The sequence below is a fragment of the Pseudomonas sp. UBA6315 genome (genome assembly GCF_002438125.1).
In the GTDB taxonomy this organism is placed as follows: domain Bacteria; phylum Pseudomonadota; class Gammaproteobacteria; order Pseudomonadales; family Pseudomonadaceae; genus Aquipseudomonas; species Aquipseudomonas faucium.
The window spans coordinates 1-22,221 of the sequence record NZ_DJTF01000180.1 but is presented as its reverse complement, the minus strand read 5'-3'; the positions used below and the strand labels follow the sequence as shown (position 1 = coordinate 22,221).

The window sequence follows — 22,221 nt, the reverse complement described above, 5'->3', positions numbered from 1 at the left end:
AGCGTCACCGCCTTTCGGCAGCGTGCCCACTTGGCCGCCGCCATGGTTCTAAGAGGCAAACGTGGCAAACACTGCATCCCCATCCGCGCCCAAGCGCGTGGACTGGGCCGGCCTGGGCTGGCTCCTGCTGTTCTTCTGGTACTTCTCCGGCGTCACCCAGGCGCTCTTGCTGTTCAGCGGCACGACCGGCTTTGCCGGCTTTCGTGACTCGCTGTTCCTCAGCACCCTGTGGCTTGCCCCGGTGCTGTTGCTGCCGCGTTTCACCCGCGCCACCGCCGCAGTCATCGGCCTGGTGCTGTGGGCGGCCTCGCTGGTAGGGCTGAGCTACTTCGGCATCTATCGCCAGGAGTTCTCGCAGAGCGTGATCTTCGTGATGTTCGAGTCGAACACCGCCGAAGCCGGGGAATACTTCAGCCAGTACTTCAACATCTGGCTGATGCTGGCACTGCTGCTGTACACCGTGGGCGCCGTGCTGCTGTGGAAACGCGTGCGGCCGGTCACCCTGCCCCTGCGCAGCCGCCTGCCGGTGGTGCTGCTGTTGCTGGCGGCCACCCTGGTGTTCCCGTTCTACAAGCAGATGGTCAAGCAGGAACGCAACTTCGCCGACGCCCTGGAGAAGGTCCAGCAGCGCATGGAGCCTGCGGTGCCGTGGCAACTGCTGGTGGGCTACAAACAGTACCGCCAGCAGCTCGACAACATGCAGGCCCTGCTCGCCCAGAACGCTGCGCTGCCGCCCTTGCAGCAGCTGCAGGACAGCAGCGGCGACGCCCCGCGCACCCTGGTGCTGGTGCTGGGCGAATCGACCACCCGCGAGCACATGCACCTGTATGGCTACAACCGCGACACCACGCCCAACCTCGACGCCCTGGCCGCCAGCGACAAGGGCCTGACGGTATTCCAGAACGTGGTTTCGCCGCGCCCCTACACCATCGAGGTGATGCAGCAGATCCTGACCTTCGGCGACGAGCAGAACCCTGACCGCTTCCTCACCGACCCGTCGCTGATCAACTTGATGAAACAGGCAGGCTACAAGACCTTCTGGATCACCAACCAGCAGACCATGACCAAGCGCAACACCATGCTCACCACCTTCTCCCAGCAGACGGACGAGCAGGCGTACCTGAACAACCAGCGCAGCCAGAACGCCAGCCAGTACGACGATGTGGTGCTCGCGCCGTTCGAAAAGGCCCTGCAGGACCCGGCCAAGAACAAGTTCATCATCATCCATCTGCTTGGCACGCACATGGACTACCGCTACCGCTACCCGCAGGACTACGAGCACTTCACCGACCGCCAAGGCGCCCCTGCGGCGCTGAGCGACAGCCAGGTGGAAACCTACAACTTCTATGACAACGCGGTGCGCTACAACGACTACGTGGTGTCGAGCCTGATCAAGCGCTATGCGGCCACCACGCCCAACGGCTTCTTGATGTACCTGTCGGACCATGGCGAGGACGTGTACAGCTCCGGCGACCATGACCGCCTGGGCCGCAACGAAGGCGCGCCGACCCGGCCGATGTACACCATCCCGTTCCTGCTGTGGACTTCCCCCAGCTGGCAGGCGGCCCACCCGCGTGACCTGCAGGCCCTGGCCAACCGGCCGTACAGCAGCTCGCACCTGATCCACACGCTGTCGGACCTGGCAGGCCTTAGCTACGACCGCTTCGAGCCGGCCAAAAGCCTGGTGAGCCCGCAGTTCGTGGTGGCGCCGCGCTGGATCGGCGACCCGTACCGCAAGGACGGCCTGCACGAGTTCGACAAGCTGCCCCAGGACAAGGCCGAACAGGTGCAGAAAACGGCCGACATCAGCCAGGAACAACCCGCCAGGCACTGAGCCCTTAGCGCCTGCCCAGTGCCAGCCGTGCGGCAAACAGGACGAAGACCAGGCCTGTCGCACGGTCCATCCACTGGATGACCCTGCCCCGGCGCAACACACCCGCCAGTGACTGTGTTGCGCCGATCAGGGCCATCGACCAGAGCAACCCCAGGGCCACGTGGATGCCCACCAGGCCGAATGTCCAGGCCACCAGCGGCTGGCCCTGCGGGATGAACTGCGGCAGGAAGGACACGTAGAAAATCCCCACCTTCGGGTTCAGCAGGTTGCCCAGCATGCCTTTGAGGAACCAATTGGCTTGCCCGCGCCCCTCCCCTGCAACGGCCCCCAGCGACTGCCTGGGCCGCACCAGCATGTTCACCCCCAGCCACGCCAGGTAGGCGGCGCCGCAGTACTTGAGGATGTCGTAGGCCAGCGCCGACACCGCAAGCAGTGCGCCCAAGCCAAAGGCAACCGCAGCCCCCCACAGCAGGCAACCGGCATTGATGCCCAGCGCGGCACGCAGCCCTTGCTGGCGGCCCTCCACGGTGGCGGTGCGCAGGATCAGCGCGGTATCCAGGCCCGGGGTCAGGGTCAGCAAGGTGGCAGCGAAGGTGAAGGCAAGCAGGTTGTCGGCAATGGACATGGGCATTCGTGCCTGAGGGTGAAATGGCTTGAGGTTAGCATGCCTCCCCCAGCGCTCATCGCAGGCGACTTGCTTTTTACATATGGAAATACGTATATTCGATTATCCATATGTTAAGGGCCCTGCCATGCTCACTCCTCCCGAGGTCTTCAAAAGCTTGTCCGACGAGACCCGCGTGCGTGCCACGCTGCTCATCACCCGCCTGGGCGAGCTGTGCGTCTGCGAGCTGATGTGCGCCCTGGACGACAGCCAGCCGAAGATCAGCCGCCACCTGGCGCAACTGCGCAGCAGCGGCTTGCTGCTCGACCGCCGCCAGGGCCAGTGGGTGTATTACCGCCTCAACCCCGAACTGCCCGCCTGGGTGCACCAGATGCTGCAGCTGACCTTGCAGGCCAATGCCCAATGGCTGCAGGACAACGCCTCGCGCCTGCAGAACATGGACGGCCGGCCCGTTCGTGACGCCGCCTGCTGCTGACCTTCGAGCGAGCCTGCCATGCTGATTGCAGTAGCTGTCTTCGTCTTCACCCTGGTTCTGGTCATCTGGCAACCCAGAGGCCTTGGCGTCGGCTGGAGCGCGGCGCTGGGCGCGCTCATCGCACTGGCTGCCGGCGCGGTTTCGCTGCAAGACATCCCCACCGTCTGGGCCATTGTCTGGAATGCCACGGCCACCTTCATCGCCGTCATCATCATCAGCCTGTTGCTGGATGAGGCAGGCTTTTTCGAGTGGGCCGCCCTGCACGTGGCGCGCTGGGCAAAAGGCAGTGGCTACCGCTTGTTCGCCTTTTGCGTGCTGCTGGGCGCTGCGGTGTCGGCACTGTTCGCCAACGATGGTGCGGCGCTGATTCTTACGCCCATCGTCATGTCGATGCTGGTCGCTTTGCGCTTTTCGCCGGCGGCGACGCTGGCATTCGTCATGGCCGCGGGCTTCATTGCCGACACGGCGAGCCTGCCGCTGGTGGTCTCCAACCTGGTGAACATCGTCTCGGCCGACTACTTCAAGCTCGGCTTCGCCGAGTATGCCTCGGTGATGGCACCGGTGAACCTGGCCAGCGTGGCCGCGACCTTGCTGGTGCTGTTCGTGTTCTTCCGACGCGACCTGCCAAGGCACTACGCCCTTGAAGCGCTGCAACAGCCCAGCGCAGTCATCCGCGACCGCGCCACATTCGTGGTGGGCGGGTGGACCCTGCTGTTGTTGCTGGTCGGCCTGTTCGCACTGGAACCGCTGGGTATCCCGATCAGCGCGGTGGCTGGCATGTGCGCAGCGCTACTGTTCGCGGTCGCCGCGCGCGGCCACAAGATCTCCACCCGCCGCGTGCTGCGTGAGGCGCCCTGGCAAGTCGTGGTCTTTTCCCTGGGCATGTACCTGGTGGTGTACGGCTTGAAAAATGCCGGCCTCACCGATTTGCTCACGCAGCTGCTCGACCGCCTGGCCGAGCACGGCGTGTGGGGCGCCGCCCTGGGGACTGGCCTGCTTTCAGCGCTGTTGTCGTCGGTCATGAACAACATGCCTAGCGTGTTGATCGGCGCGCTGTCGATCCAGGCGAGCGGCGCGGACGGGGTGGTGCGCGAGGCGATGATCTACGCCAACGTCATCGGCTGCGACCTGGGGCCCAAGATCACCCCCATCGGCAGCCTCGCCACGCTGCTCTGGCTGCATGTGCTGGAACGCAAGGGGGTACGCATCACCTGGGCGTACTACTTCAAGGTCGGCATTGTCCTGACCCTGCCCGTTCTGCTGATCACCCTTAGCGCCCTGGCCCTGCGCCTGAGCTACTGAAACACGACCTGAACCGAGGAGCCTTTCATGCGAGTCCTTTTCATGTGCACGGCAAACAGCTGCCGCAGCATCCTGTCCGAAGCCTTGTTCAACCACATGGCCCCCGCCGGGTTCGAGGCGATCAGCTCCGGCAGCTTCCCCAAGGGCCAGGTGCTGCCGCGCAGCCTCAGCACCCTGCAGCAAGCCGGCATCTCCATCAAAGGCCTCAGCAGCAAAGGTAACGATGCCTTCGAAGGCAACCCGCCCGATATCGTCATCACCGTGTGCGACAAGGCCGCCGGCGAAGCCTGCCCGGTGTATTTCGGCCCGGCGCTGAAAGCCCACTGGGGGCTGGCGGACCCGTCCGACGTCACAGGCAACGAAGCCGCCATAAGCGCCGCGTTCGGCGCGACCCTCGCCCATATCGAAAAACGCTTCCAAGCCTTCTTTGCACTGCCTTTCGACGCCCTCGACCGTGACCAGCTCAAGCACGAGCTGGCCCGGATCGGCGCGCTCTGAGCAGGAGGACCCCATGTCAGAAGAACTGCCCAACCTCGACATTTCCCTGTTCGATGCTCCTCCCGCCAAGGCGCGCATCAGCGAGCACAAGCCGCGCATCCTGCTGCTCTACGGATCGACCCGCGAGCGCTCCTTCAGCCGCCTGCTGGTGGAAGAAGCCGCGCGCCTGCTCAAGCATTTCGGCGCCGAAACCCGCATTTTCAACCCCTCCGGCCTGCCCCTGCCTGACGATGTGCCTGTCGAGCACCCCAAGGTGCAGGAGCTGCGCGAGCTGGTGCAGTGGTCCGAAGGCCAGGTCTGGTGCTCGCCGGAGCGCCATGGCGCGCTGTCGGCGGTATTCAAGGTGCAGATCGACTGGATACCCCTGGCGCTTGGCGCGCTGCGGCCCACCCAGGGCAAGACCTTGGCGGTGATGCAGGTGTGCGGGGGGTCGCAGTCGTTCAATGTAGTCAACCAACTGCGCGTGCTCGGGCGTTGGATGCGCATGTTCACCATTCCCAACCAGTCGTCGGTGCCCAAGGCTTACCTGGAGTTCGATGAGGCTGGGCGGATGAAGCCTTCGGCGTATTACGACCGGGTGGTGGATGTGATGGAGGAGTTGGTGAAGTTCACGCTGTTGCTGCGTGATCGGCAGGATTACTTGGTGGATCGGTATTCGGAGCGTAAGGAGAGTGCCGAAGCGCTTTCGTCGCGGGTGAATCAGCGGGCGATCTGAACAGGTGATTTGAAAGAAGAGTTCGGCGAAGGCGAGCCTGGACAGGTTTCTCGACATGGATGCCTACGGGCCGCCGCCACGCTGCGCAATGGTTCTCCACGATGCAAGGCCGCCCCTTTTTGCTTTTACGGCAACGGCCCACACACACCACTACAGGCAGCCAATCTGTATAATCAGCCACTCGTGAGCACTTGACGAACCAGAAAAACGAAACGGAATTCTGCATGGCATTAATGTTCCCGCCCCACGGCCCCAAGTCAAACGACAGCCAGATCGCCGAGCCGCTTGTTTATCGCCTGCTAAAAGACCAGCTTTGCGATGAATTCAGCGTTATCCATAGCATTCCTTGGCTATCCTCGTTTGTGCATGAACTACAAGGAAATCAAAGCCCCATTGGCGAAATTGATTTTCTGATATTGCATCCTGTCCTCGGCATCTTGGCACTTGAAGTAAAAGGCGGGATCGTCGGCCACAATGAATCCGGTTTCTACTATAGCAACACCCCATTCGATCCAGTCACCCAGCTTAACCGCGGCATATTTGCGATCCAAAAATGGTTAGAGAAAAGCGGAATAAAAATTCAAATAGGCCGTGCTTACTGCTTCCCTGCCTCCGAAGCGAACATCTGTGACTTGCCCCCTGCTGTCATTGACCATACCGATCACAGCGTGGTAAAGCTGGTGTTGGACATCAATGACATTGGGCAGATAAGTGATCGCATTAGCGGCATCATGCTTCACTTCAAAGACCTGTTGAATGTCAAATCACTTAGTCCGCACACCATAGAATCGATCATAGAAAAGCTTGTCCCAAGCAAACACTACGAGCCGTGCTGGCACTCGAGAATCAACCAGGACAATAAAACTTGGCTGAAGCTAACCGACCAACAGAATGAATGCATAACACGCGCCACGCACAACACCAAGACCCTCATCAGTGGCTGGCCAGGTACGGGAAAAACCCTCGTCGCTGTCGAAACAGCGCGCCGCTTGGCAGCCCAGGGTCAAAAAACGATTTTCCTGACATTCAATAAGTTGCTCGCAAAAAAAATTGCACGTGAACTCAAGGCTCACCCAGGCAGTAAAACTCTCACGTTACATGCACTCTGCACGCAGGCTGCCGCGCACAATGGCGACAAAGCCATTCCCTCAAACGATTGGTTTGATAGGCATGCATGGTCCAGCCTAAAAAAAGCGTGCAGCAACGGCTTCCTTGATGAGTACTCAACCCTGATCGTGGATGAGGGGCAAGTCATACGGGAAGCGTTCTGGGAAGCACTCACGGAGATCTTCGGCAAACGCCGAATCATCGTCATGTGTGACGCGGCACAGGCCCTTCCCTACGAGCAACCTGTCTCTCTTGAAAAGCTGGAAAACATCCTTGATACGAAGGCATTCCTTCTCACAGAGAGCTTGCGGATGCCGAAGCGAGTCTGTGAAAGACTCAAAATATTTCAAGAGCCTTCTTATGCCGTTCACAACCCACGGCACTCAGATGAAGACGCTCTGATCGAAATCATTACCAGCAATCAAGAGCAGGCACTCAAGAAGCTCGCCGCTCAATTAGTCACAGAGGGGATACCCGACACCCACATAGTTGTCTTGACTACGCCCAATGCGCCTCTCCCCCTCGGCCTGGTCCCTCAGGGTGTAACCGTTGAATCCATCGGCAAATTCAGAGGGCTGGAGAGCCCTATTGTCATTATCATGGCTTCTAGCAAAATTACGAATGCTGAATTTTTTTGCGCCTACTCAAGAGCCACGAGCCGTTGCTTCGTGATTCTGGACGCCTATGATCTAAAAAATTCAAGCTATGAAAGCCTTGGCAAATCGCTCCAGGAAACACAGTCAGATTTCATTCGCTCGGAAGCCTCTAAATCGTTAACCCAAGCAACCCTGGCACACCTGCAAATTGAAAGCGTCACCCCGCCAACACAGGGAACTCATATCGCTTGGTGCGAAAGCTGGAAAAGCTATGTACTGCCAGTCCAACACTGCGAGGGCACACGGCTGTTACTGGAGTCGTATTTTCTCGACACAGAATCTCCGAACATTTTCACGTGGTCCCCTTCCAGCAGAAACACAGTGCACCTCTTACCCTCCGCCTCCGATGGGCACCGCGAACTCCACACTTTACGCACTTGCAAGACCTGCGGCATTCTAACGCCGCACAATACAAACCCTCGAAGAGAAGAACGCTGCCACCTATGCACCCTAAACGAGCACTCACGAGATCTCGCCTTTGAGAAGCAGTGCCTGCTTGTTGCAGACGTCTTAGCAAACAGGCAAAACTACAGCACTGAACATAAGAAAAAGCTGCCACACCAGATCTTCGCAATCGGCGTTTTGCAGCTGGCGAAGTACCAGACAGATCAAGAGAACTTTATCTCCGCCTTCAGCCAGCTCAGCGTCTTTGGCAGAACGGCCATGGCGCTTACCTTACGAGTACTTACGACGGGCCGCCGGAGCAACGTTGAATCCTTCAAGATCAACGATGTCGCAAAAAAAACGCATTCCTGGAATGAAAGCATATCAAAACTCTCATTCTCTTCATGGCAAGGCCATGTTAACGACGCCTTCAACAAGCTGGAAAAAAATGGAATCGTTCAGAAATCCGCCAGCGGGAGCCGGACCTTAATCGCCGACAAATTCCTGATGAAACCTTGAAGTCGACCAATTTACTGGGCAGGGCGAACTCTACCGCAGCTGCGGCTTTAAGGAAGCCTTCTGCTGCGCTTGGTGCAACGTGCTTGACTGCACGAATTCTGTCTGGCCGAGGCTGCACCCAAGCATATCGTCGGCCTTCAAGAATTATTCAGGTGGTAAGCAGGCAAGCCCCTTCTACTCTTGGTAGACTGGTTCACCCTTCGAAGGCCGATCCAGCGAGGTCTCTGACCCCGCGATCGGCCTTTTTCCTTGTTCCGATCGCTGCCCCAGACCTCAATGCCCTTAGAACAACCTTCGAATCCAATCCCCCCAAGGCCTGAGCCGTCACGCCGCTTCAGCGTTGCACCGATGATGGACTGGACCGACCGCCACTGCCGGTTCTTCCTGCGCCTGCTGTCCAAGCACACCCTGCTCTACACCGAAATGGTCACCACCGGCGCCCTGCTGCACAACGACGCCCACCGTTTCCTACGCCACGACGTGTCCGAGCACCCGCTGGCCCTGCAACTGGGCGGCAGCGTGCCGGCCGACCTGGCTGCGTGCGCGCGCCTGGCCGAAGAAGCGGGTTACGACGAGGTCAACCTCAACGTCGGCTGCCCGAGCGACCGGGTGCAGAACAACATGATCGGCGCGTGCCTGATGGCGCATCCGGCGCTGGTGGCCGATTGCGTGAAGGCCATGCGCGATGCGGTGTCGACGCCGGTGACGGTCAAGCACCGCATCGGCATCAATGGCCGCGACAGCTATGCCGAACTGTGCGACTTCGTCGGGCAGGTGCGTGAAGCGGGTTGCCGCAGTTTTACCGTGCACGCGCGGATCGCGATTCTGGAAGGGTTGTCGCCCAAGGAGAACCGCGAGATTCCGCCATTGCGCTATGACGTGGCGGCGCAGCTGAAGGCGGACTTCCCGGACCTGGAGATCGTGCTCAACGGTGGCATCAAGACCTTGGACGAGTGCCAGGCGCACCTGGAGACGTTCGATGGCGTGATGCTGGGGCGCGAGGCGTACCACAACCCTTATCTGCTGGCCGAGGTGGATCAGCGGCTGTTCGGCAGCGAGGCTGCAGTGGTCAGCCGCAGTGAGGCGATGGCGCAGTTGCGGCCTTACGTGGTTGCGCATATGCAGAGCGGTGGGGCGATGCATCACATCACCCGGCATATTCTTGGGCTTGGGCAGGGGTTCAAGGGGGCGCGGCGGTTCCGGCAGTTGTTGTCGGCGGATATTCACAAGGCGCCGGAGCCGTTGGTGGTGTTTGATCAGGCGGCGCAGCTGCTGCAGGGTCGTTGAGGTTTGCCCTGCTTTTTGTGGGAGCCGGCTTGCCGGCTCCCACAACACAAAGTGCGCTCATGGCAGCCCCAGCGCTACAGGCTGTTGCCAGGCGTGGGGAACCTCGTGCGGGCGGGTGACTCGAATCATCACCTTCGCCATTTCACCCCCGCCCCACAGGCCCCTTGAGCGGCCGTCGGGGCTCGGGTAATGTCGAGCAATCGCACAGGACAGAGCACGCCATGACTTCCAAGCTGGAACAACTCAAGCAGTTCACCACCGTGGTCGCCGACACCGGGGACCTGGACGCCATCACCCGCCTCAAGCCGGTCGATGCCACCACCAACCCGTCGCTGCTGCTCAAGGCTGCCGCCATCCCTGGCTACGCCGACCTGCTCAAGCAGGTCAAGGCCGATGCCAAGGGCAATGTCGACCTGGCCTGCGACAAGTTCGCGGTGGCCGTGGGTTCGGGCATCCTCAAGGCCATCCCGGGGCGTATCTCCACCGAAGTGGATGCCCGCCTGTCGTTCGATGAGCCGGCGCTGCTGAACAAGGCCCGCCAGCTGATCGCCCTGTACGACGCCGCTGGCGTATCCAAGGACCGCGTGCTGATCAAGCTGGCCTCCACCTGGGAAGGCATCCGCGCTGCCGAGAAGCTGGAGAAGGAAGGCATCCAGACCAACCTGACCCTGCTGTTCTCCTTCGCCCAGGCCCAGGCCTGTGCCGATGCCGGGGTGTTCCTGATTTCGCCGTTCGTGGGCCGTATCTACGACTGGTACAAGAAAAGCACCGGCCAGGAGTACGTGGGCGCCGATGACCCGGGCGTGCAGTCGGTCACGCGCATCTACAACTACTACAAGGCCAATGGCTACGACACCGTGGTCATGGGCGCCAGCTTCCGCAATATCGGCCAGATCGAGCAACTGGCCGGCTGCGATCGCCTGACCATCAGCCCGGAGCTGCTGCAACAGCTCAGCGACGACCAGGGCGAGCTGCCACGCATGCTCAAGCCGGGCAATGCCGGCGAGGCCAAGCAGGTGCTGAACGAAAGCCAGTTCCGCTGGGCGATGAACGAAGATGCCATGGGCACCGAAAAGCTGGCCGAAGGCATTCGCCAGTTCGCGCGGGACCAGGAGAAGCTGGAGAAGTTGATGGCTGACAAAGCCTGATACATCTCGGGTTTGCCAGGCGGGCGGGAAATGTTCAGCATTTTCCGCCCGTTTTTGTTTCATCTGGTTTGATTAGAATTCCAGGGCCTCTTCGCGGGCAAGCCCGCTCCCACAAGTGCAAAACAGTACCTGTGGGAGCGGGCTTGCCCCGCGAAGAGGCCCGCATAGCCCCCCGAGCTGTCGATGACCTCCTGCGCCCCACTGCCCAAAGTGCTCGTTGGCCCGATACTGCGCCGCCTGGAACCCCAGCGCCTGGCCATCTGGCTGGTCGGCACGCAACCCTTGCAACCCGAACTCATCATGGATGCTGCGGCCAAGGTGAATTGCCAAGTCATCCCCGTAGGCCAGCACGTCTTCATCCACCTGCTGGACATCCACTTCAGCCAGCCCCTGCCCTGCGACATCGCCCTCGAGTACGACCTGCTCATCGACGGCCTCGGCATCGCCAGTTGGGCGCCGCACCTGCTCTACCCCGGCCAGCAACGCCCCAACCTGGTGCTGCGCGGCCGCCTCGACCAGCTGTTGCACGGCTCCTGCCGCAAGCCACACCACCCGGCCAGCGATGGCCTGCTGTGCGCCGACCGCTTGCTGTTGGCCTGCCAAGACCCGCAGCAGCGCCCCGCCGTGCTGCTGATGACCGGCGACCAGGTGTATGCCGACGACGTCGCCGGGCCGATGCTGCGGGCCATCCATTCGCTGATCGAACGCCTGGGCCTGTACGACGAAGCGCTGCAAGGCGCGGTGGTCGCAGGCAGCCAGGCGCTCTATCGCCACCCGGCCAGCTACTACCACCGCGCCGACCTGCTGCCCGCCCAGGCGCGCAACGAAAGCCTGCGCGAGCGCTTCTTCGGCGGCAAGCGCAAGCCGATCTTCTCTTCCAGCAACGCCGACAACCACCTGGTGACCTTCGCCGAGGTGCTGGCCATGTACCTGCTGGTCTGGTCGCCCGTGCCCTGGCAACTGGTCAGCCTGGGCATGCCCGCAGGCCTCGCCGAGCCGCACCAGGCGCGCTACAGCCAGGAGCTGTCGCTGATCGAGGCGTTCGCCGCCAACCTCGGCCAGGTCGCGCGGGTGATGGCCCACCTGCCCTGCCTGATGATCTTCGACGACCACGACATCACCGATGACTGGAACCTCTCGGCGCAATGGGAAGAAACCGCCTACGGCCACCCCTTCTCGCGCCGCATCATCGGCAATGCCTTGCTCGGCTACCTGCTGTGCCAGGCCTGGGGCAACGACCCGGACGGCTGCCAGGCGCTGGTCGGGCAATGCCAGCAGCTGGGCAGCCAGCCCCGGGATGCGCTGATCGACGAGTTGCTGCGCTTCCAGGGCTGGCAGTACAGCCTGCCCAGCGAGCCGCCGCTGCTGGTGCTGGACACCCGCACACGGCGCTGGCGCAGTGAAAGCGACCTGGCCAAGCCTTCCGGCCTGCTCGACTGGGAAGCGCTGTGCGAGCTCCAGCAAGCCCTGCTGGATCACCCTTCGGCGATCATCGTCTCGCCAGCGCCGATCTTCGGCGTGAAGTTGATCGAGACGGTGCAACGGGTATTCAGCTGGCTGGGTTACCCGCTGCTGGTGGATGCCGAGAACTGGATGGCCCACCGCGGGGCTGCGCAGGTGGTGCTGAACATCTTCCGCCATTCGCGCACGCCCGGGCATTACGTGATCCTGTCGGGCGATGTGCACTATTCGTTCGTCTACGAGGTGCTGATCCGCCATCGCCAGCGCAGCCCGCACCTGTGGCAGGTGACCAGCAGCGGCATCAAGAACGAATTTCCCCGGCGCCTGCTGGATGTGCTGGACCGGCTCAACCGCTGGCTCTATTCGCCGCGCTCGCCGCTCAACTGGTTTACCAAGCGGCGGGAGATGGAGGTGGTGCCGCGCACGCCCAGCCACAGCAAGGCCGGGGAACGGTTATGCAATGGGGCGGGGTTGGGGCAGGTGTTCTTCGATGAACAGGGGCGGCCAGTGCGGGTGTTTCAGCTCAGTGCCGAGGGTGGCGAGGCGACCGAATTCATTCGGCGGGAGTGACGGGGGTGGCTGCGCTGGCCTCATCGCCGGCAAGCCGGCTCCCACAGAAGATCCGCACTGCCAGCAGGCTGGTCATTTACCTGTGGGAGCCGGCTTGCCGGCGATGAGGCCGCAGCAGGCTGAAGATCAGGTGCGCTCCAGGGCGTTCACCAGGTCATGGAAGGCTTCACGGTTGGAGTCGTTCAGGCCCATGAGGATCTTGTGCGCCTCCAGCACCTTGGAACGCACCACATCCTCGTTCTGGTCCTGGGACGGCAGGTCGGTCAGGCATTCCGGGCACGGTACCGGGCGATCGACGATGTTGAACACCTGATCGAAGCCCATGGACTGCAGCAGGCGCGAAATGTCCGGGTTGGTGGTGACCACGGTGGGCAGCAGCCCCACCTTCTGCCGCGACAGGATCGACAGCTTGGCCAGCAGGCCCAGGGTGGTGCTGTCGATGCTCTCAGTCTCGGTCAGGTCGATGACGATGGCCGAGAAGTTCAGCGCGGTGAAGATCTTCTCGATCGTCGCATCCAGCGCCGAACACAGGGTCAGGCGCACCTCACCGACGAATTTCAGTACAAAGGTACCGCTCTGCTCGGCGAACTGAATTCTACCGGTACTCATTGAAGGTTCCTGCTCAACACCAATAGGGCGATATCATCCGGCATCTCCCCAAGCGTAGCCAATCCGAAACGTTGGCGCAGCCCATCCAGGCTGCCACCCGCTGCCTTGACGATATCCGGCAAGGCGGCCTCTTTATCTTTGAGCGTGTCACCCGGCAAAAGGTCCAGAATGCCATCGGACATCAGGCTCAGGCTGAACTGCGGCGGCAACTCGATCACCAGGTCCTGGTAGGTCGCCTCTTCGAACAACCCCACCGGCAGGCCACGGCCTTCAAGGTAGCGCGCCTGGCCCGGGGTATACAGCACCGGCAGCGGCAAGTGGCCACCCACGGCGTAGGTCAGCAGGCCGGTCTCTTCGTCGATCACCCCGCCGACCATGGTCACATGCTTGCCCAGCTTGCAGTTGATCAGCCCGCGGTTGATGTGGCTAAGCACTTCCGAGGGCTTGAATTCGCGCAGCTTGCTGTTGCGCTTGAATTCGAACAGCAGGCGCGTGGTCATGAACTTCAGCAGCACCGTGACGAAGGCCGACGATGCGCCATGCCCCGACACATCGGCCAGGTAGAAGGCAATGCGCCGATCATCCACGCGGAAGTAGTCGGTAAAATCGCCCGACAGGTACAGCGACGGGATGATCTGGTGCTCGAAGGCAAACTCGCCCAGCGACCGCGGGCTCTCCGGCAGCATGTTCATCTGCACCTGGCGACCGGCGGTCTGGTCCTCCTGCAACAGGTGCAGGCTGGCCTCCAGCTCGCGGTTGGCCGCTTCGAGCTTGTCGCGGTAGCGCTGGTTTTCCAGCACCAGGCGCGAACGGTCCAATGCCCGGCGCACCGAATGCTCGAGCACGGCCAGGTCTTCCAGTGGCTTGATCAGGTAGTCGGCGGCGCCCAGGCGCAAGGCCTCGACCGCGTCGCTCATCACCCCGGCACCCGAGACCACGATCACCGGCAACTGCGGCGCTCGCTCGCTGATCTGGCGGATCAGTTCGAGCCCGCCCATCTGCGGCATGCGCAAATCGCAGATCACAAGGTCAGGCTGGTGTTCTTCGAAGACCTGGAGCCCCTGCTGGCCGTTACTGGCCTGAAGGACGCTGAAGCCACTGTCTTCCAGATAGGCGGCGAGGCTCGCACGGACCACGTCGTCATCATCGATGATCAGCAGCGTTGCACTGATTTTCTGCATGTGGGCGAACGGCGCCGATTTGGGGTGATGCAGGGGCGTCTGCAAGGCTGACATCCGACTGCTGGAATTCTTGGTAGTAACGCTCTACTTGAGTTGTAGGCCAATTACGCAGGCCAGGCAACCGGCAGAGGTACCTCGTAAGGCGCAGACGGTACTCCCATCCGCCAGGGGTTTCAAGCATACGAGGGTCGAGTCGCCTGCAGTTTGAACGGCAAATTCCCGGCAGTTATAAGAAAGGCCAGCACAGTGACTAAAAAGGCGACCCGAAGGTCGCCTTTTTAGTCAGGGCATGAATCAGAAATCGTCTTCGACTTCGCCGTCCTTGACCTTGAACTCGCGGTTCTGCAGGTAGGCGTTGCGAATGAAGATGTACTTGTCGCCCTGGATCAGCTTCTCCGCCGACAGCAGGCTGGCACGGGTGTCGACCACGTCCAGCGCGAAGATCGAGTTGCGGGTCGGCACGTGGTCGATGTAGCGGTAGGGTTCGGTGTAGGTGTCCGGGTACTTGGCCAGGCCGTCACGCACGGTGCTCGGGCCCAGCAGCGGGATCACCACGTAGGGGCCGCTCGGCACGCCCCAGTAGCCCAAGGTCTGGCCGAAGTCTTCGTCGCTGCGGGTCAGGCCCATCTTGGTGCCGACGTCGAAGAAACCGCCCAGGCCGAAGGTGGTGTTGACGATCAACCGCGCGGTGTCCACGCCCGCGGCATGCGGCTTGAACTGCAGCAGGTTGTTGGCCAGGTTGGTGACATCGCCCAGGTTGCGGAAGATGTTGTGAATGCCGTCCTCGAGGAACTGCGGGGTGACCGCCTGGTAGCCTTTGGCCAATGGCTTGAGGGCATACGTGTCGAGGGTATCGTTGAAGCGGAAGATCGGTCGGTTGACCGCCTCCCAGGGATCCTCCTCGGTGGCTGCCTGGGTGGCCGCCACGGGTGCCAGCAGCAAGCTGGCACAGACACAGGCCTGGGTGACTCGCTCGATCACACCGGCACCGATCCTACGCATAGATGATTCTCCATCGAAATTCTTGGCCGCAAGCGCAACGGGTCGCGCAGCTGGTAAGGCGGCAGTATAGAGGCTTGCGGGCTGATAAACAGCTTTACACATTTTTGCTCAATATTTTGTGAACATCTGTTGCCGTCACAGCAACGTAACAATCAGCGCCTAGCCTGCGGACTATTTCAGGGACGTTGCCATGCACGATGCATCCGCCTTCACCGCTGTGCTGTTCGGCCTGCGCGGTTGCCTGGTCCAGGCTGCCAGCGGCAGCCCCCTGCCCGCCCCCGGCGCCCTCGAGGCCCTGGCCAGCCTGCGCCGCCAGCAAGTGCCGTGCATCTGGCTGGATGACCTGAGCAACACCCAGAGCCAGCGCCTTGCCAGCGTTTTGCCGGACTGGCTGCCGGGCCAGCGGGTCAATGGCGTGCAGTGGCCGGCGCCCAATGCCTGCTGGCAGGCCCTGATGACCCTAGACAGCCAACGCCTGGACGGCTGCGTGCTGGTCAGCGGCGAACCGCGCCTGCTGCAGTCGGGCCTCAATGCCGGGCTGTGGACCATCGGCCTGGCCGCCTGCAGCCCTTCCTGCGACCTGGGCTCACAGCACTGGCAGGCCATGAGCGCGCAAGAACAGGAGCTGGCCCGCGGCAAGGCCACCCTCGAGCTGTTCGGCCTGGGCGTGCATTCGGTGATCGACCACCTCGAAGCGCTGGACACCTGCCTGGTGGACATCGCCCAGCGCCGGCGCAAGGGTGAAAAACCCTGATCCAGGCCGTTGATGCGGATCATGCAAAGCGACGGCGAGTGGATTACGCTTGGAGACAGGTGCGAACCTTTGCCGCTTCGCTGAGGTCCATGCCTTGCCAAGCCATTGATGGAGAACAGCCAATGCCTGCCCGCGAATTGCAAGAGCGCCTGAACAGCTTGCGCGAGCAACTGGATAGAAACGTACCGCTTACCGATGAAGAACTGGCCGCGCTGCACGAGGAGGCCAGGCAGATAGAGGCGCAGCTGAAAATCGAGGAAGCCACCCCGGACAACAACCTGGTCGATGGCGTGAACCTGGCGATCGAGCGCTTCGAGGCCGAACACCCCGACCTCACCGCCACCCTGCGCAGCATTGCCAACTCGCTGCACAGCATGGGTATCTGAAACAACCAGGGGCCGCTTTGCGGCCCATTCGCGGGGCAAGCCCGCCCCCACCGAACTTGTGGGAGCGGGCTTGCCCCGCGAATGGGCCACAAAGTGGCCCCTGCCATTGAACGTTACTGACGAACCAGGCGCAGATTCTTCGGGCTGATCGCCCCGGTGCTGCGGTACGGGTTGATATCCAGCCCACCCCTGCGCACATAACGCGCGTACACCGTCAGGTGCTCCGGCTGCAGCAGGTTCTTCAGGTCCAGGTAAATCCGCTCCACGCATTGCTCGTGGAAGTCGGCGTGCTGGCGGAAGCTGATCAGGTAGGTCAGCAGGCTGGCATGGTCCAGCGCCCTGCCCTTGTATTCCACCACCACACTGCCCCAGTCCGGCTGGCCGGTCACCGGGCAGTTGGACTTGAGCAGGTGGCTGTGCACGGTTTCTTCCACCTGCCGATCCGGGCTGCACTGCAGCAACTCGGGCTGCGGCTGCTCATAATTGCTGATGGCCACGTCCAGCGCATCGATGCACAGGCCCGGCAGCGCCGTCACGCCTTGCGCCTCGACCTCGGCCAGGGTGTGCACCTGCACGCCCACGGGCTTGCCCGCGGCTGCCGACAGGTCCTTTTCCAGGCACGCGCGCAGCTCGGCGATCGAGGCGAACACGGTCTGGTTCAGCGAGTTGAGGTAGAGCTTGAACGACTTCGATTCGATGATGTTCGGCGAGTCGGCCGGGATGGCGAATTCGCCAATCGCCACCACCGGCTTGCCCGACGGCAGCAGCCAGGACAGCTCGAAGCAGTTCCAGAAGTCCACGCCCTGCCACGGCAGGGTCTGGGCAGTCACGCCCAGTTCGGCCCACTTGGCCGTGCGCGGGATCGGAAACAGCAGCGAAGGGGTGTAGGTGGCGATGTATTCGCTGGACTTGCCCAGCGGAGAGTGTTCGGCAGCAGGGTGCATGGAAACTGACCTGAAGGTTCGGAAATGCACCTAGTTTACCGGTTTTACCCTCCGCCTTGGAGCGCAAGTCACTCGATGGTCAATGGCCCGACCATGCCGGCCTGGTAATGCCCCGGCACGTTGCAGGCAAACTCGATGGGGGCGGACTTGCGGAAGGTCCAGGTCAGCTCGGCGCGCTGGCCAGGCTGCACCAGCACGGTGTTGCCGGTGTCATGGCCATGGGCGCCATGGTTCATCTGGCCGTGGTCCATGCCTTCGTGGTTCATGCCTGCGGTAAAGAGCTTGCCTTGCATGGCGAGCATTTCTTTCTGGTGCTCGGCGTGCATGGCCTTGTCGCCCAGGTTGAACTCATGGGGCAGCTGGCCCTGGTTGATCAGCACGAAGCGCACGGTTTCGCCGGCCTTTACCTGCAAGCTCTTGGGTTCGAAGGCAATATCCTTGAGCACCACCTCGACGGTGCGGGTGGCCTTGGCCGCCGGGGCCGGCTCACCGAAGGCGAAGGTGTTCGCTTCGCCAGCGAAGACAGGCAGGCTTGCCAAGGCAAGCGTGGCGGCGATGAACAGGTGCTTCATGATGACTCCAGAACGTTCAACGAGATAAGGCCACTTTAAAAAGGGCTGACTGGCAGCGACCTGACAGCGAGATTACAACTTTGTCAGCTTGGGCGACGCCGGGCAGAGTCACGTATCATTTCAGCCATCACCCAGACTGCGGACACTGCATGAAACTGCTGATCGTCGAAGACCAGGCCCGCACCGGCCAGTACCTGAGCCAGGGCCTCAACGAAGCCGGCTTCGCCACTGAGCTTGCGGCCGATGGCGAGACCGGCCAGTTCCTGGCACTGACCGGCGACCACGACCTGCTGATCCTCGACGTGATGCTGCCCGGGCGCGACGGCTGGCAGATTCTCCAGGCGGTGCGCCAGGCAGGCCTGGATACCCCGGTGCTGTTCCTGACCGCCCGCGACGCCGTGGAAGACCGCGTGCACGGCCTGGAACTGGGCGCCGACGATTACCTGGTCAAGCCCTTCGCCTTCTCCGAACTGCTGGCCCGGGTGCGCAGCCTGCTGCGCCGCGGCGCCAGCCCCAGCCAGGAGACCACCCTGAGCCTGGCCGACCTGCGCCTGGACCTGCTGCGCCGCCGCGCCGAACGCGCCGGCCAGCGCATCGACCTGACCGCCAAGGAGTTCGCCCTGCTCGAGTTGCTGCTGCGTCGCCAGGGCGAAGTGCTGCCCAAGTCGCTGATCGCCTCGCAGGTATGGGACATGAATTTCGACAGTGATACCAACGTCATCGAAGTGGCCATCCGCCGCCTGCGCCTGAAACTCGACGACCCGCACCCGACCAAGCTGATCCACACCGTGCGCGGCATGGGCTATGTGCTCGAAGAGCGCCCCGACTGATGCGCAGGCTTTCCCTCGGCACCCGCCTGGCCCTGTTGTTCGCAGCCTGTACCGCCGCCGTGTCGCTGGGCGCGGGCCTGCTGTTCAACCACGCCAGCCAGCAGCACTTCATCGAACTGGACCAGCAATTGCTCGAATCGCGCCTGTCGCTGTTTCGCACCCAGCTCGCCGGCCTGGCCAACCCGGCCGACCTGCAAAGCCGCCTTCCAGCCCTGCGCGAGGAGCTCAGCCACCAGGCCGACCTGGCCTTGCGCATCACCGGCCGCGATGGCGCCCCCTGGTACGCCAGCCGCGCCGCCTTGCCCGAAGCGCCCTCCACCACGGACCTGGCGACCGTGCACGCCGACGGCATCGACTACCGCAGCCTGGCCGTGCCCTTGAACGAAAACGCCCGGCTGACCCTGTTCCTCGACATCACCCACCACCAGCACTTCCTGCAGGGCATGCAGCGCCTGATCTGGCTGACCGTGGGCCTGTCGGCACTGGCCACTGCGCTGCTCGGCGCCTGGGCCGCACGCCGCGGGCTGCGGCCGCTGCGCCAGATGGGCCAGGTGGCCGATAGCGTCTCGGCGCGTTCGCTGACCACCCGCCTGCCCGTGGAACAGATGCCCGAGGAGCTGGCGGCACTGGCCAGCACCGTGAATGCCATGCTGCAACGCCTGGACGACGCCTTCCAGCGCCTCTCGGCGTTTTCCGCCGACATCGCCCATGAGCTGCGCACGCCGCTGTCCAACCTGCTGACCCACACCCAGGTCACCCTCACCCGCCCGCGCAGCCTCGAGGAATACCGCGAAGCGCTGCACGGCAACCTGGAAGAGCTGCAGTGGATGGCGCAGATGATCAACGACATGCTGTTCCTGGCCAAGGCCGACCACGGCCTGCTGGTGCCGGGGCAGGCGCCGCTGGCGCTGCATGAGGAAGTGGACGCGCTGCTGGAGTACTACGCACCGCTGGCCGAGGACGGCGAAGTGGCGCTGGTGCGCGAGGGTGAAGCGATGCTTAGCGGTGACCGGCACATGCTGCGCCGGGCCTTGTCCAACTTGCTCGACAATGCCTTGCGCTTTACCCCAGCCGGCGGGCAGATTCGCGTGTCGCTTTCGCCCGGCTCACGGATTTGCGTGGCCAATACCGGGGCGCCAATCGACAACGCTGCATTGCCTCGGCTGTTCGATCGGTTCTATCGCGTGGACCCGGCGCGGCGGGAAGGCAGCAGCGAGCATGCGGGGTTGGGGCTGGCGATTACCCGCTCGATCGTGCAGGCCCATGGCGGGCAGATTCGCGCGGAGTGTGAGGGTGGGTGGACGCGGTTCGTGATCGAATTCGGGGCAACCCGTTAGGGCTGCCTTGCAGCCCATCGCCGGCAAGCCGGCTCCCACATAACCTGTGGGAGCCGGCTTGCCGGCGATAGGGCCCTCAAGCCTGAATCAGACCGCCAAGCCGATCGCCGGCTGCACCTGCGACGCCCGATACGCCGGGTAAATGGTCGCCAGGAAGCTCATCACCAACCCCGCCACGCAGATCATCGCCACATCCCCCCACTGCAACTCGGACGGCAAGCTGCTGATGAAGTACACATCCGAGGTAAAGATGTGCTGCCCACTCACCCGCTCCAGCCAACCGACGATCTGGCTGACATTGAACGCGGCGATCACCCCGAGCACCCCACCGATCAGCGTGCCGACGATGCCGATCAGGCTGCCCTGGACCATGAACGTGCCCATGATCTGAGCCGGCGTGGCGCCCAGGGTGCGCAGGATGGCGATGTCCGGCCCCTTGTCGTTCACCACCATCACCAGGGTGGCGATGATGTTGAAGGCGGCCACGGCGATGATCATCATCAGCAGCAGGCCGATCATGGTCTTTTCCATCTTCATGGCACTGAACAGGCTGCCCTGGGTGTGCGACCAGTCGTCAGCGCGGTAGGCGTCGCCCAGCCCCGCGACAATCGCCTTGGACACCTGCGGCGCGGCGTACAGGTCGTGCAGCTTCAGGCGCACGCCCTGCACCTGGCCTGGTGCCCAGCGCTGCATTTCGCCGGCATCGGCGACGTGCATGTAGGCCTGGGAGCCATCCAGCTCAGCGCCGACCTTGAAGATGCCAACCACGGTCAGGCGCTGCATGCGCGGGGTGATACCCCCCGGCTCCTTGCTGATTTCCGGCACGATCAGGGTCAGCTTGTCGCCGGTATTGAGGCGAAAGCGCCGTGCGGTCAGCTCGCCGATCACCACGCCGTATTCACCCGGCTGCAGGTCCTGCAGGCGGCCCTGGACGATATGCTGGCCGACGATCGACACCTTGCCTTCTTCGGCCGGGTCGATGCCGCTGACCTGGATCGGCTGCATCGCCCCCTTGTAGGAGAGCATGCCCTCCATTTCGGTGATCGGCGCCGCCGCCATCACGGCCGGGTTCTTCAACGCCGCATCAGCGGTCGCGCGCCAGTCATCCAGCGGCTGCACGCCAAGAATCGCGGCATGCGGCACCAGGCCGAGAATGCGCGAACTCATCTCGCGCTGGAAGCCGTTCATCACCGACAGCACCACGATCATCGCCAGCACGCCCAGGGACAGGCCGATCATCGAGGTCATCGAGATGAACGAGATGAAATGGTTGCGGCGCTTGGCACGGGTGTAGCGAGCACCGATGAACAAGGGCAAGGGTCTGAACATGTACGAAAATACCCAATGAAATAAGGTGGGGCGGCCTGGCTCAGATCGCGACCAGGTGGCCGTCGTCGAGCTTCAGCACACGGTCCATCTGGCGCGCCAGGTTGAGGTCGTGGGTCACCACCAGGAACGCCGTGCGCGAGGAACTGGACAGCTCCTGCATCAGCTCCTGGATGCCTTGGGCGGTGTGGTGGTCGAGGTTGCCGGTCGGCTCGTCGAGCATCACCAGGCCCGGGCGATTGACCAGCGCGCGGGCGATCGCCACACGCTGGCGCTCGCCGCCGGACAGTTCGGCCGGCTTGTGGTGCAGGCGGTGGCCCAGGCCCACGCGCTTGAGCAGCGCCTCGGCGCGCTCACGGGCTTCGGGGATGGCGGTGCGGCCGATCAGCAGCGGCATGCACACGTTCTCCATGGCGGTGAACTCAGGCAGCAGGTGGTGGAACTGGTAGACGAACCCCAGCTCGCGGTTGCGCAGCAGGCCGCGGGCGCGCTCGCCCAGGGCCGACAGTTCTTCGCCGGCCAGCCAGACACTGCCCTGGGTCGGCCGGTCGAGGCCGCCCAGCAGGTTGAGCAAGGTACTCTTGCCCGAGCCCGAACTGCCGACGATGGCCACCCGCTCACCGGCGTGCAGCTCCAGGTTCAGGCCCGACAACACCTGCACCGACTCCGGCCCCTCGTCGTAGGACTTGCCCAGGTTGC

At 62.8% G+C, this 22,221-nt stretch carries 21 protein-coding genes; 13 read left to right on the top strand and 8 right to left on the bottom strand.

The window, feature by feature from the left end:
• Window positions 1-61: 61 nt before the first annotated feature.
• Window positions 62-1,834 carry a phosphoethanolamine transferase CptA gene (locus tag B3E94_RS21345; protein WP_286915094.1) on the top strand — a complete coding sequence of 591 codons (1,773 nt, stop codon included), beginning with the start codon at window positions 62-64 and terminating at the stop codon, window positions 1,832-1,834.
• Between the two features lie 4 nt (window positions 1,835-1,838).
• Here the strand turns inward: B3E94_RS21345 and B3E94_RS21340 are convergent, their stop codons facing one another.
• A complete protein-coding gene (locus tag B3E94_RS21340; RefSeq protein ID WP_176512140.1) occupies window positions 1,839-2,459 on the bottom strand; it encodes a LysE family translocator in 621 nt (206 codons plus the stop codon).
• Between the two features lie 127 nt (window positions 2,460-2,586).
• Between B3E94_RS21340 and B3E94_RS21335 the strand changes: the two genes are divergently transcribed.
• The 8 genes from B3E94_RS21335 to B3E94_RS21300 all read left to right on the top strand — a co-directional run bounded on the left by B3E94_RS21335 (window position 2,587) and on the right by B3E94_RS21300 (window position 12,581).
• On the top strand, window positions 2,587-2,934 hold the full coding sequence (locus B3E94_RS21335) for a metalloregulator ArsR/SmtB family transcription factor (RefSeq protein WP_286915093.1): 348 nt from the start codon (window positions 2,587-2,589) through the stop codon (window positions 2,932-2,934).
• An 18-nt stretch (window positions 2,935-2,952) separates the two neighbouring features.
• Window positions 2,953-4,236, top strand: a complete 1,284-nt coding sequence (locus tag B3E94_RS21330) for an arsenic transporter (RefSeq protein ID WP_286915092.1) — start codon at window positions 2,953-2,955, stop codon at window positions 4,234-4,236.
• Between the two features lie 27 nt (window positions 4,237-4,263).
• Window positions 4,264-4,734 (top strand): arsenate reductase ArsC, encoded by a 471-nt coding sequence (locus B3E94_RS21325; RefSeq protein ID WP_286915091.1) that lies wholly within the window; start codon window positions 4,264-4,266, stop codon window positions 4,732-4,734.
• Between the two features lie 13 nt (window positions 4,735-4,747).
• Complete coding sequence (arsH, locus tag B3E94_RS21320) at window positions 4,748-5,449, top strand: arsenical resistance protein ArsH (protein ID WP_286915090.1); 702 nt, start codon at window positions 4,748-4,750, stop codon at window positions 5,447-5,449.
• Window positions 5,450-5,673: 224 nt separating this feature from the next.
• Window positions 5,674-8,115 carry an AAA family ATPase gene (locus tag B3E94_RS21315; protein ID WP_286915088.1) on the top strand — a complete coding sequence of 814 codons (2,442 nt, stop codon included), beginning with the start codon at window positions 5,674-5,676 and terminating at the stop codon, window positions 8,113-8,115.
• A gap of 276 nt (window positions 8,116-8,391) precedes the next feature.
• Window positions 8,392-9,402: a tRNA dihydrouridine(20/20a) synthase DusA gene (gene dusA, locus B3E94_RS21310; RefSeq protein WP_286915087.1), complete on the top strand. Its 1,011-nt coding sequence runs from the start codon at window positions 8,392-8,394 to the stop codon at window positions 9,400-9,402.
• Window positions 9,403-9,623: 221 nt separating this feature from the next.
• A complete protein-coding gene (tal, locus tag B3E94_RS21305; protein WP_236235604.1) occupies window positions 9,624-10,550 on the top strand; it encodes a transaldolase in 927 nt (308 codons plus the stop codon).
• A gap of 183 nt (window positions 10,551-10,733) precedes the next feature.
• Window positions 10,734-12,581: an alkaline phosphatase D family protein gene (locus tag B3E94_RS21300; RefSeq protein WP_286915086.1), complete on the top strand. Its 1,848-nt coding sequence runs from the start codon at window positions 10,734-10,736 to the stop codon at window positions 12,579-12,581.
• Window positions 12,582-12,707: 126 nt separating this feature from the next.
• Here the strand turns inward: B3E94_RS21300 and rssC are convergent, their stop codons facing one another.
• The 3 genes from rssC to B3E94_RS21285 all read right to left on the bottom strand — a co-directional run bounded on the left by rssC (window position 12,708) and on the right by B3E94_RS21285 (window position 15,373).
• Window positions 12,708-13,190, bottom strand: coding sequence for an anti-sigma factor antagonist RssC (gene rssC, locus B3E94_RS21295; RefSeq protein ID WP_016394629.1), 483 nt, complete (start codon window positions 13,188-13,190; stop codon window positions 12,708-12,710).
• Complete coding sequence (gene rssB, locus B3E94_RS21290) at window positions 13,187-14,371, bottom strand: two-component system response regulator RssB (protein ID WP_286915133.1); 1,185 nt, start codon at window positions 14,369-14,371, stop codon at window positions 13,187-13,189. The genes rssC and rssB overlap by 4 nt, the downstream gene beginning before the upstream one ends.
• Before the next feature lie 294 nt (window positions 14,372-14,665).
• On the bottom strand, window positions 14,666-15,373 hold the full coding sequence (locus tag B3E94_RS21285) for an MlaA family lipoprotein (protein ID WP_286915083.1): 708 nt from the start codon (window positions 15,371-15,373) through the stop codon (window positions 14,666-14,668).
• 190 nt (window positions 15,374-15,563) lie between these two features.
• On the opposite strand from B3E94_RS21285, the gene B3E94_RS21280 reads away from it, so the two are divergent.
• Both B3E94_RS21280 and B3E94_RS21275 read left to right on the top strand, forming a co-directional pair.
• Window positions 15,564-16,127: a phosphonoacetaldehyde phosphonohydrolase-related protein gene (locus B3E94_RS21280; RefSeq protein ID WP_286915082.1), complete on the top strand. Its 564-nt coding sequence runs from the start codon at window positions 15,564-15,566 to the stop codon at window positions 16,125-16,127.
• 122 nt (window positions 16,128-16,249) lie between these two features.
• Window positions 16,250-16,513 (top strand): DUF4404 family protein, encoded by a 264-nt coding sequence (locus B3E94_RS21275; RefSeq protein ID WP_176514510.1) that lies wholly within the window; start codon window positions 16,250-16,252, stop codon window positions 16,511-16,513.
• A 113-nt stretch (window positions 16,514-16,626) separates the two neighbouring features.
• Here B3E94_RS21275 and queF read toward each other — a convergent pair whose 3' ends face one another.
• Both queF and B3E94_RS21265 read right to left on the bottom strand, forming a co-directional pair.
• On the bottom strand, window positions 16,627-17,457 hold the full coding sequence (queF, locus tag B3E94_RS21270; RefSeq protein ID WP_176514512.1) for an NADPH-dependent 7-cyano-7-deazaguanine reductase QueF: 831 nt from the start codon (window positions 17,455-17,457) through the stop codon (window positions 16,627-16,629).
• A 68-nt stretch (window positions 17,458-17,525) separates the two neighbouring features.
• Complete coding sequence (locus B3E94_RS21265) at window positions 17,526-18,029, bottom strand: cupredoxin domain-containing protein (protein ID WP_286915081.1); 504 nt, start codon at window positions 18,027-18,029, stop codon at window positions 17,526-17,528.
• 149 nt (window positions 18,030-18,178) lie between these two features.
• Between B3E94_RS21265 and cinR the strand changes: the two genes are divergently transcribed.
• Together cinR and B3E94_RS21255 are read left to right on the top strand one after the other, a co-directional pair.
• Window positions 18,179-18,859 (top strand): two-component system response regulator CinR, encoded by a 681-nt coding sequence (cinR, locus tag B3E94_RS21260; protein WP_286915080.1) that lies wholly within the window; start codon window positions 18,179-18,181, stop codon window positions 18,857-18,859.
• Window positions 18,856-20,196, top strand: a complete 1,341-nt coding sequence (locus tag B3E94_RS21255; protein ID WP_286915132.1) for a heavy metal sensor histidine kinase — start codon at window positions 18,856-18,858, stop codon at window positions 20,194-20,196. The genes cinR and B3E94_RS21255 overlap by 4 nt, the downstream gene beginning before the upstream one ends.
• A gap of 87 nt (window positions 20,197-20,283) precedes the next feature.
• Here B3E94_RS21255 and B3E94_RS21250 read toward each other — a convergent pair whose 3' ends face one another.
• Window positions 20,284-21,525: a lipoprotein-releasing ABC transporter permease subunit gene (locus tag B3E94_RS21250; protein ID WP_286915079.1), complete on the bottom strand. Its 1,242-nt coding sequence runs from the start codon at window positions 21,523-21,525 to the stop codon at window positions 20,284-20,286.
• Between the two features lie 40 nt (window positions 21,526-21,565).
• The coding region (gene lolD, locus B3E94_RS21245; RefSeq protein ID WP_286915078.1) for a lipoprotein-releasing ABC transporter ATP-binding protein LolD at window positions 21,566-22,221 on the bottom strand (656 nt) is incomplete at its 5' end.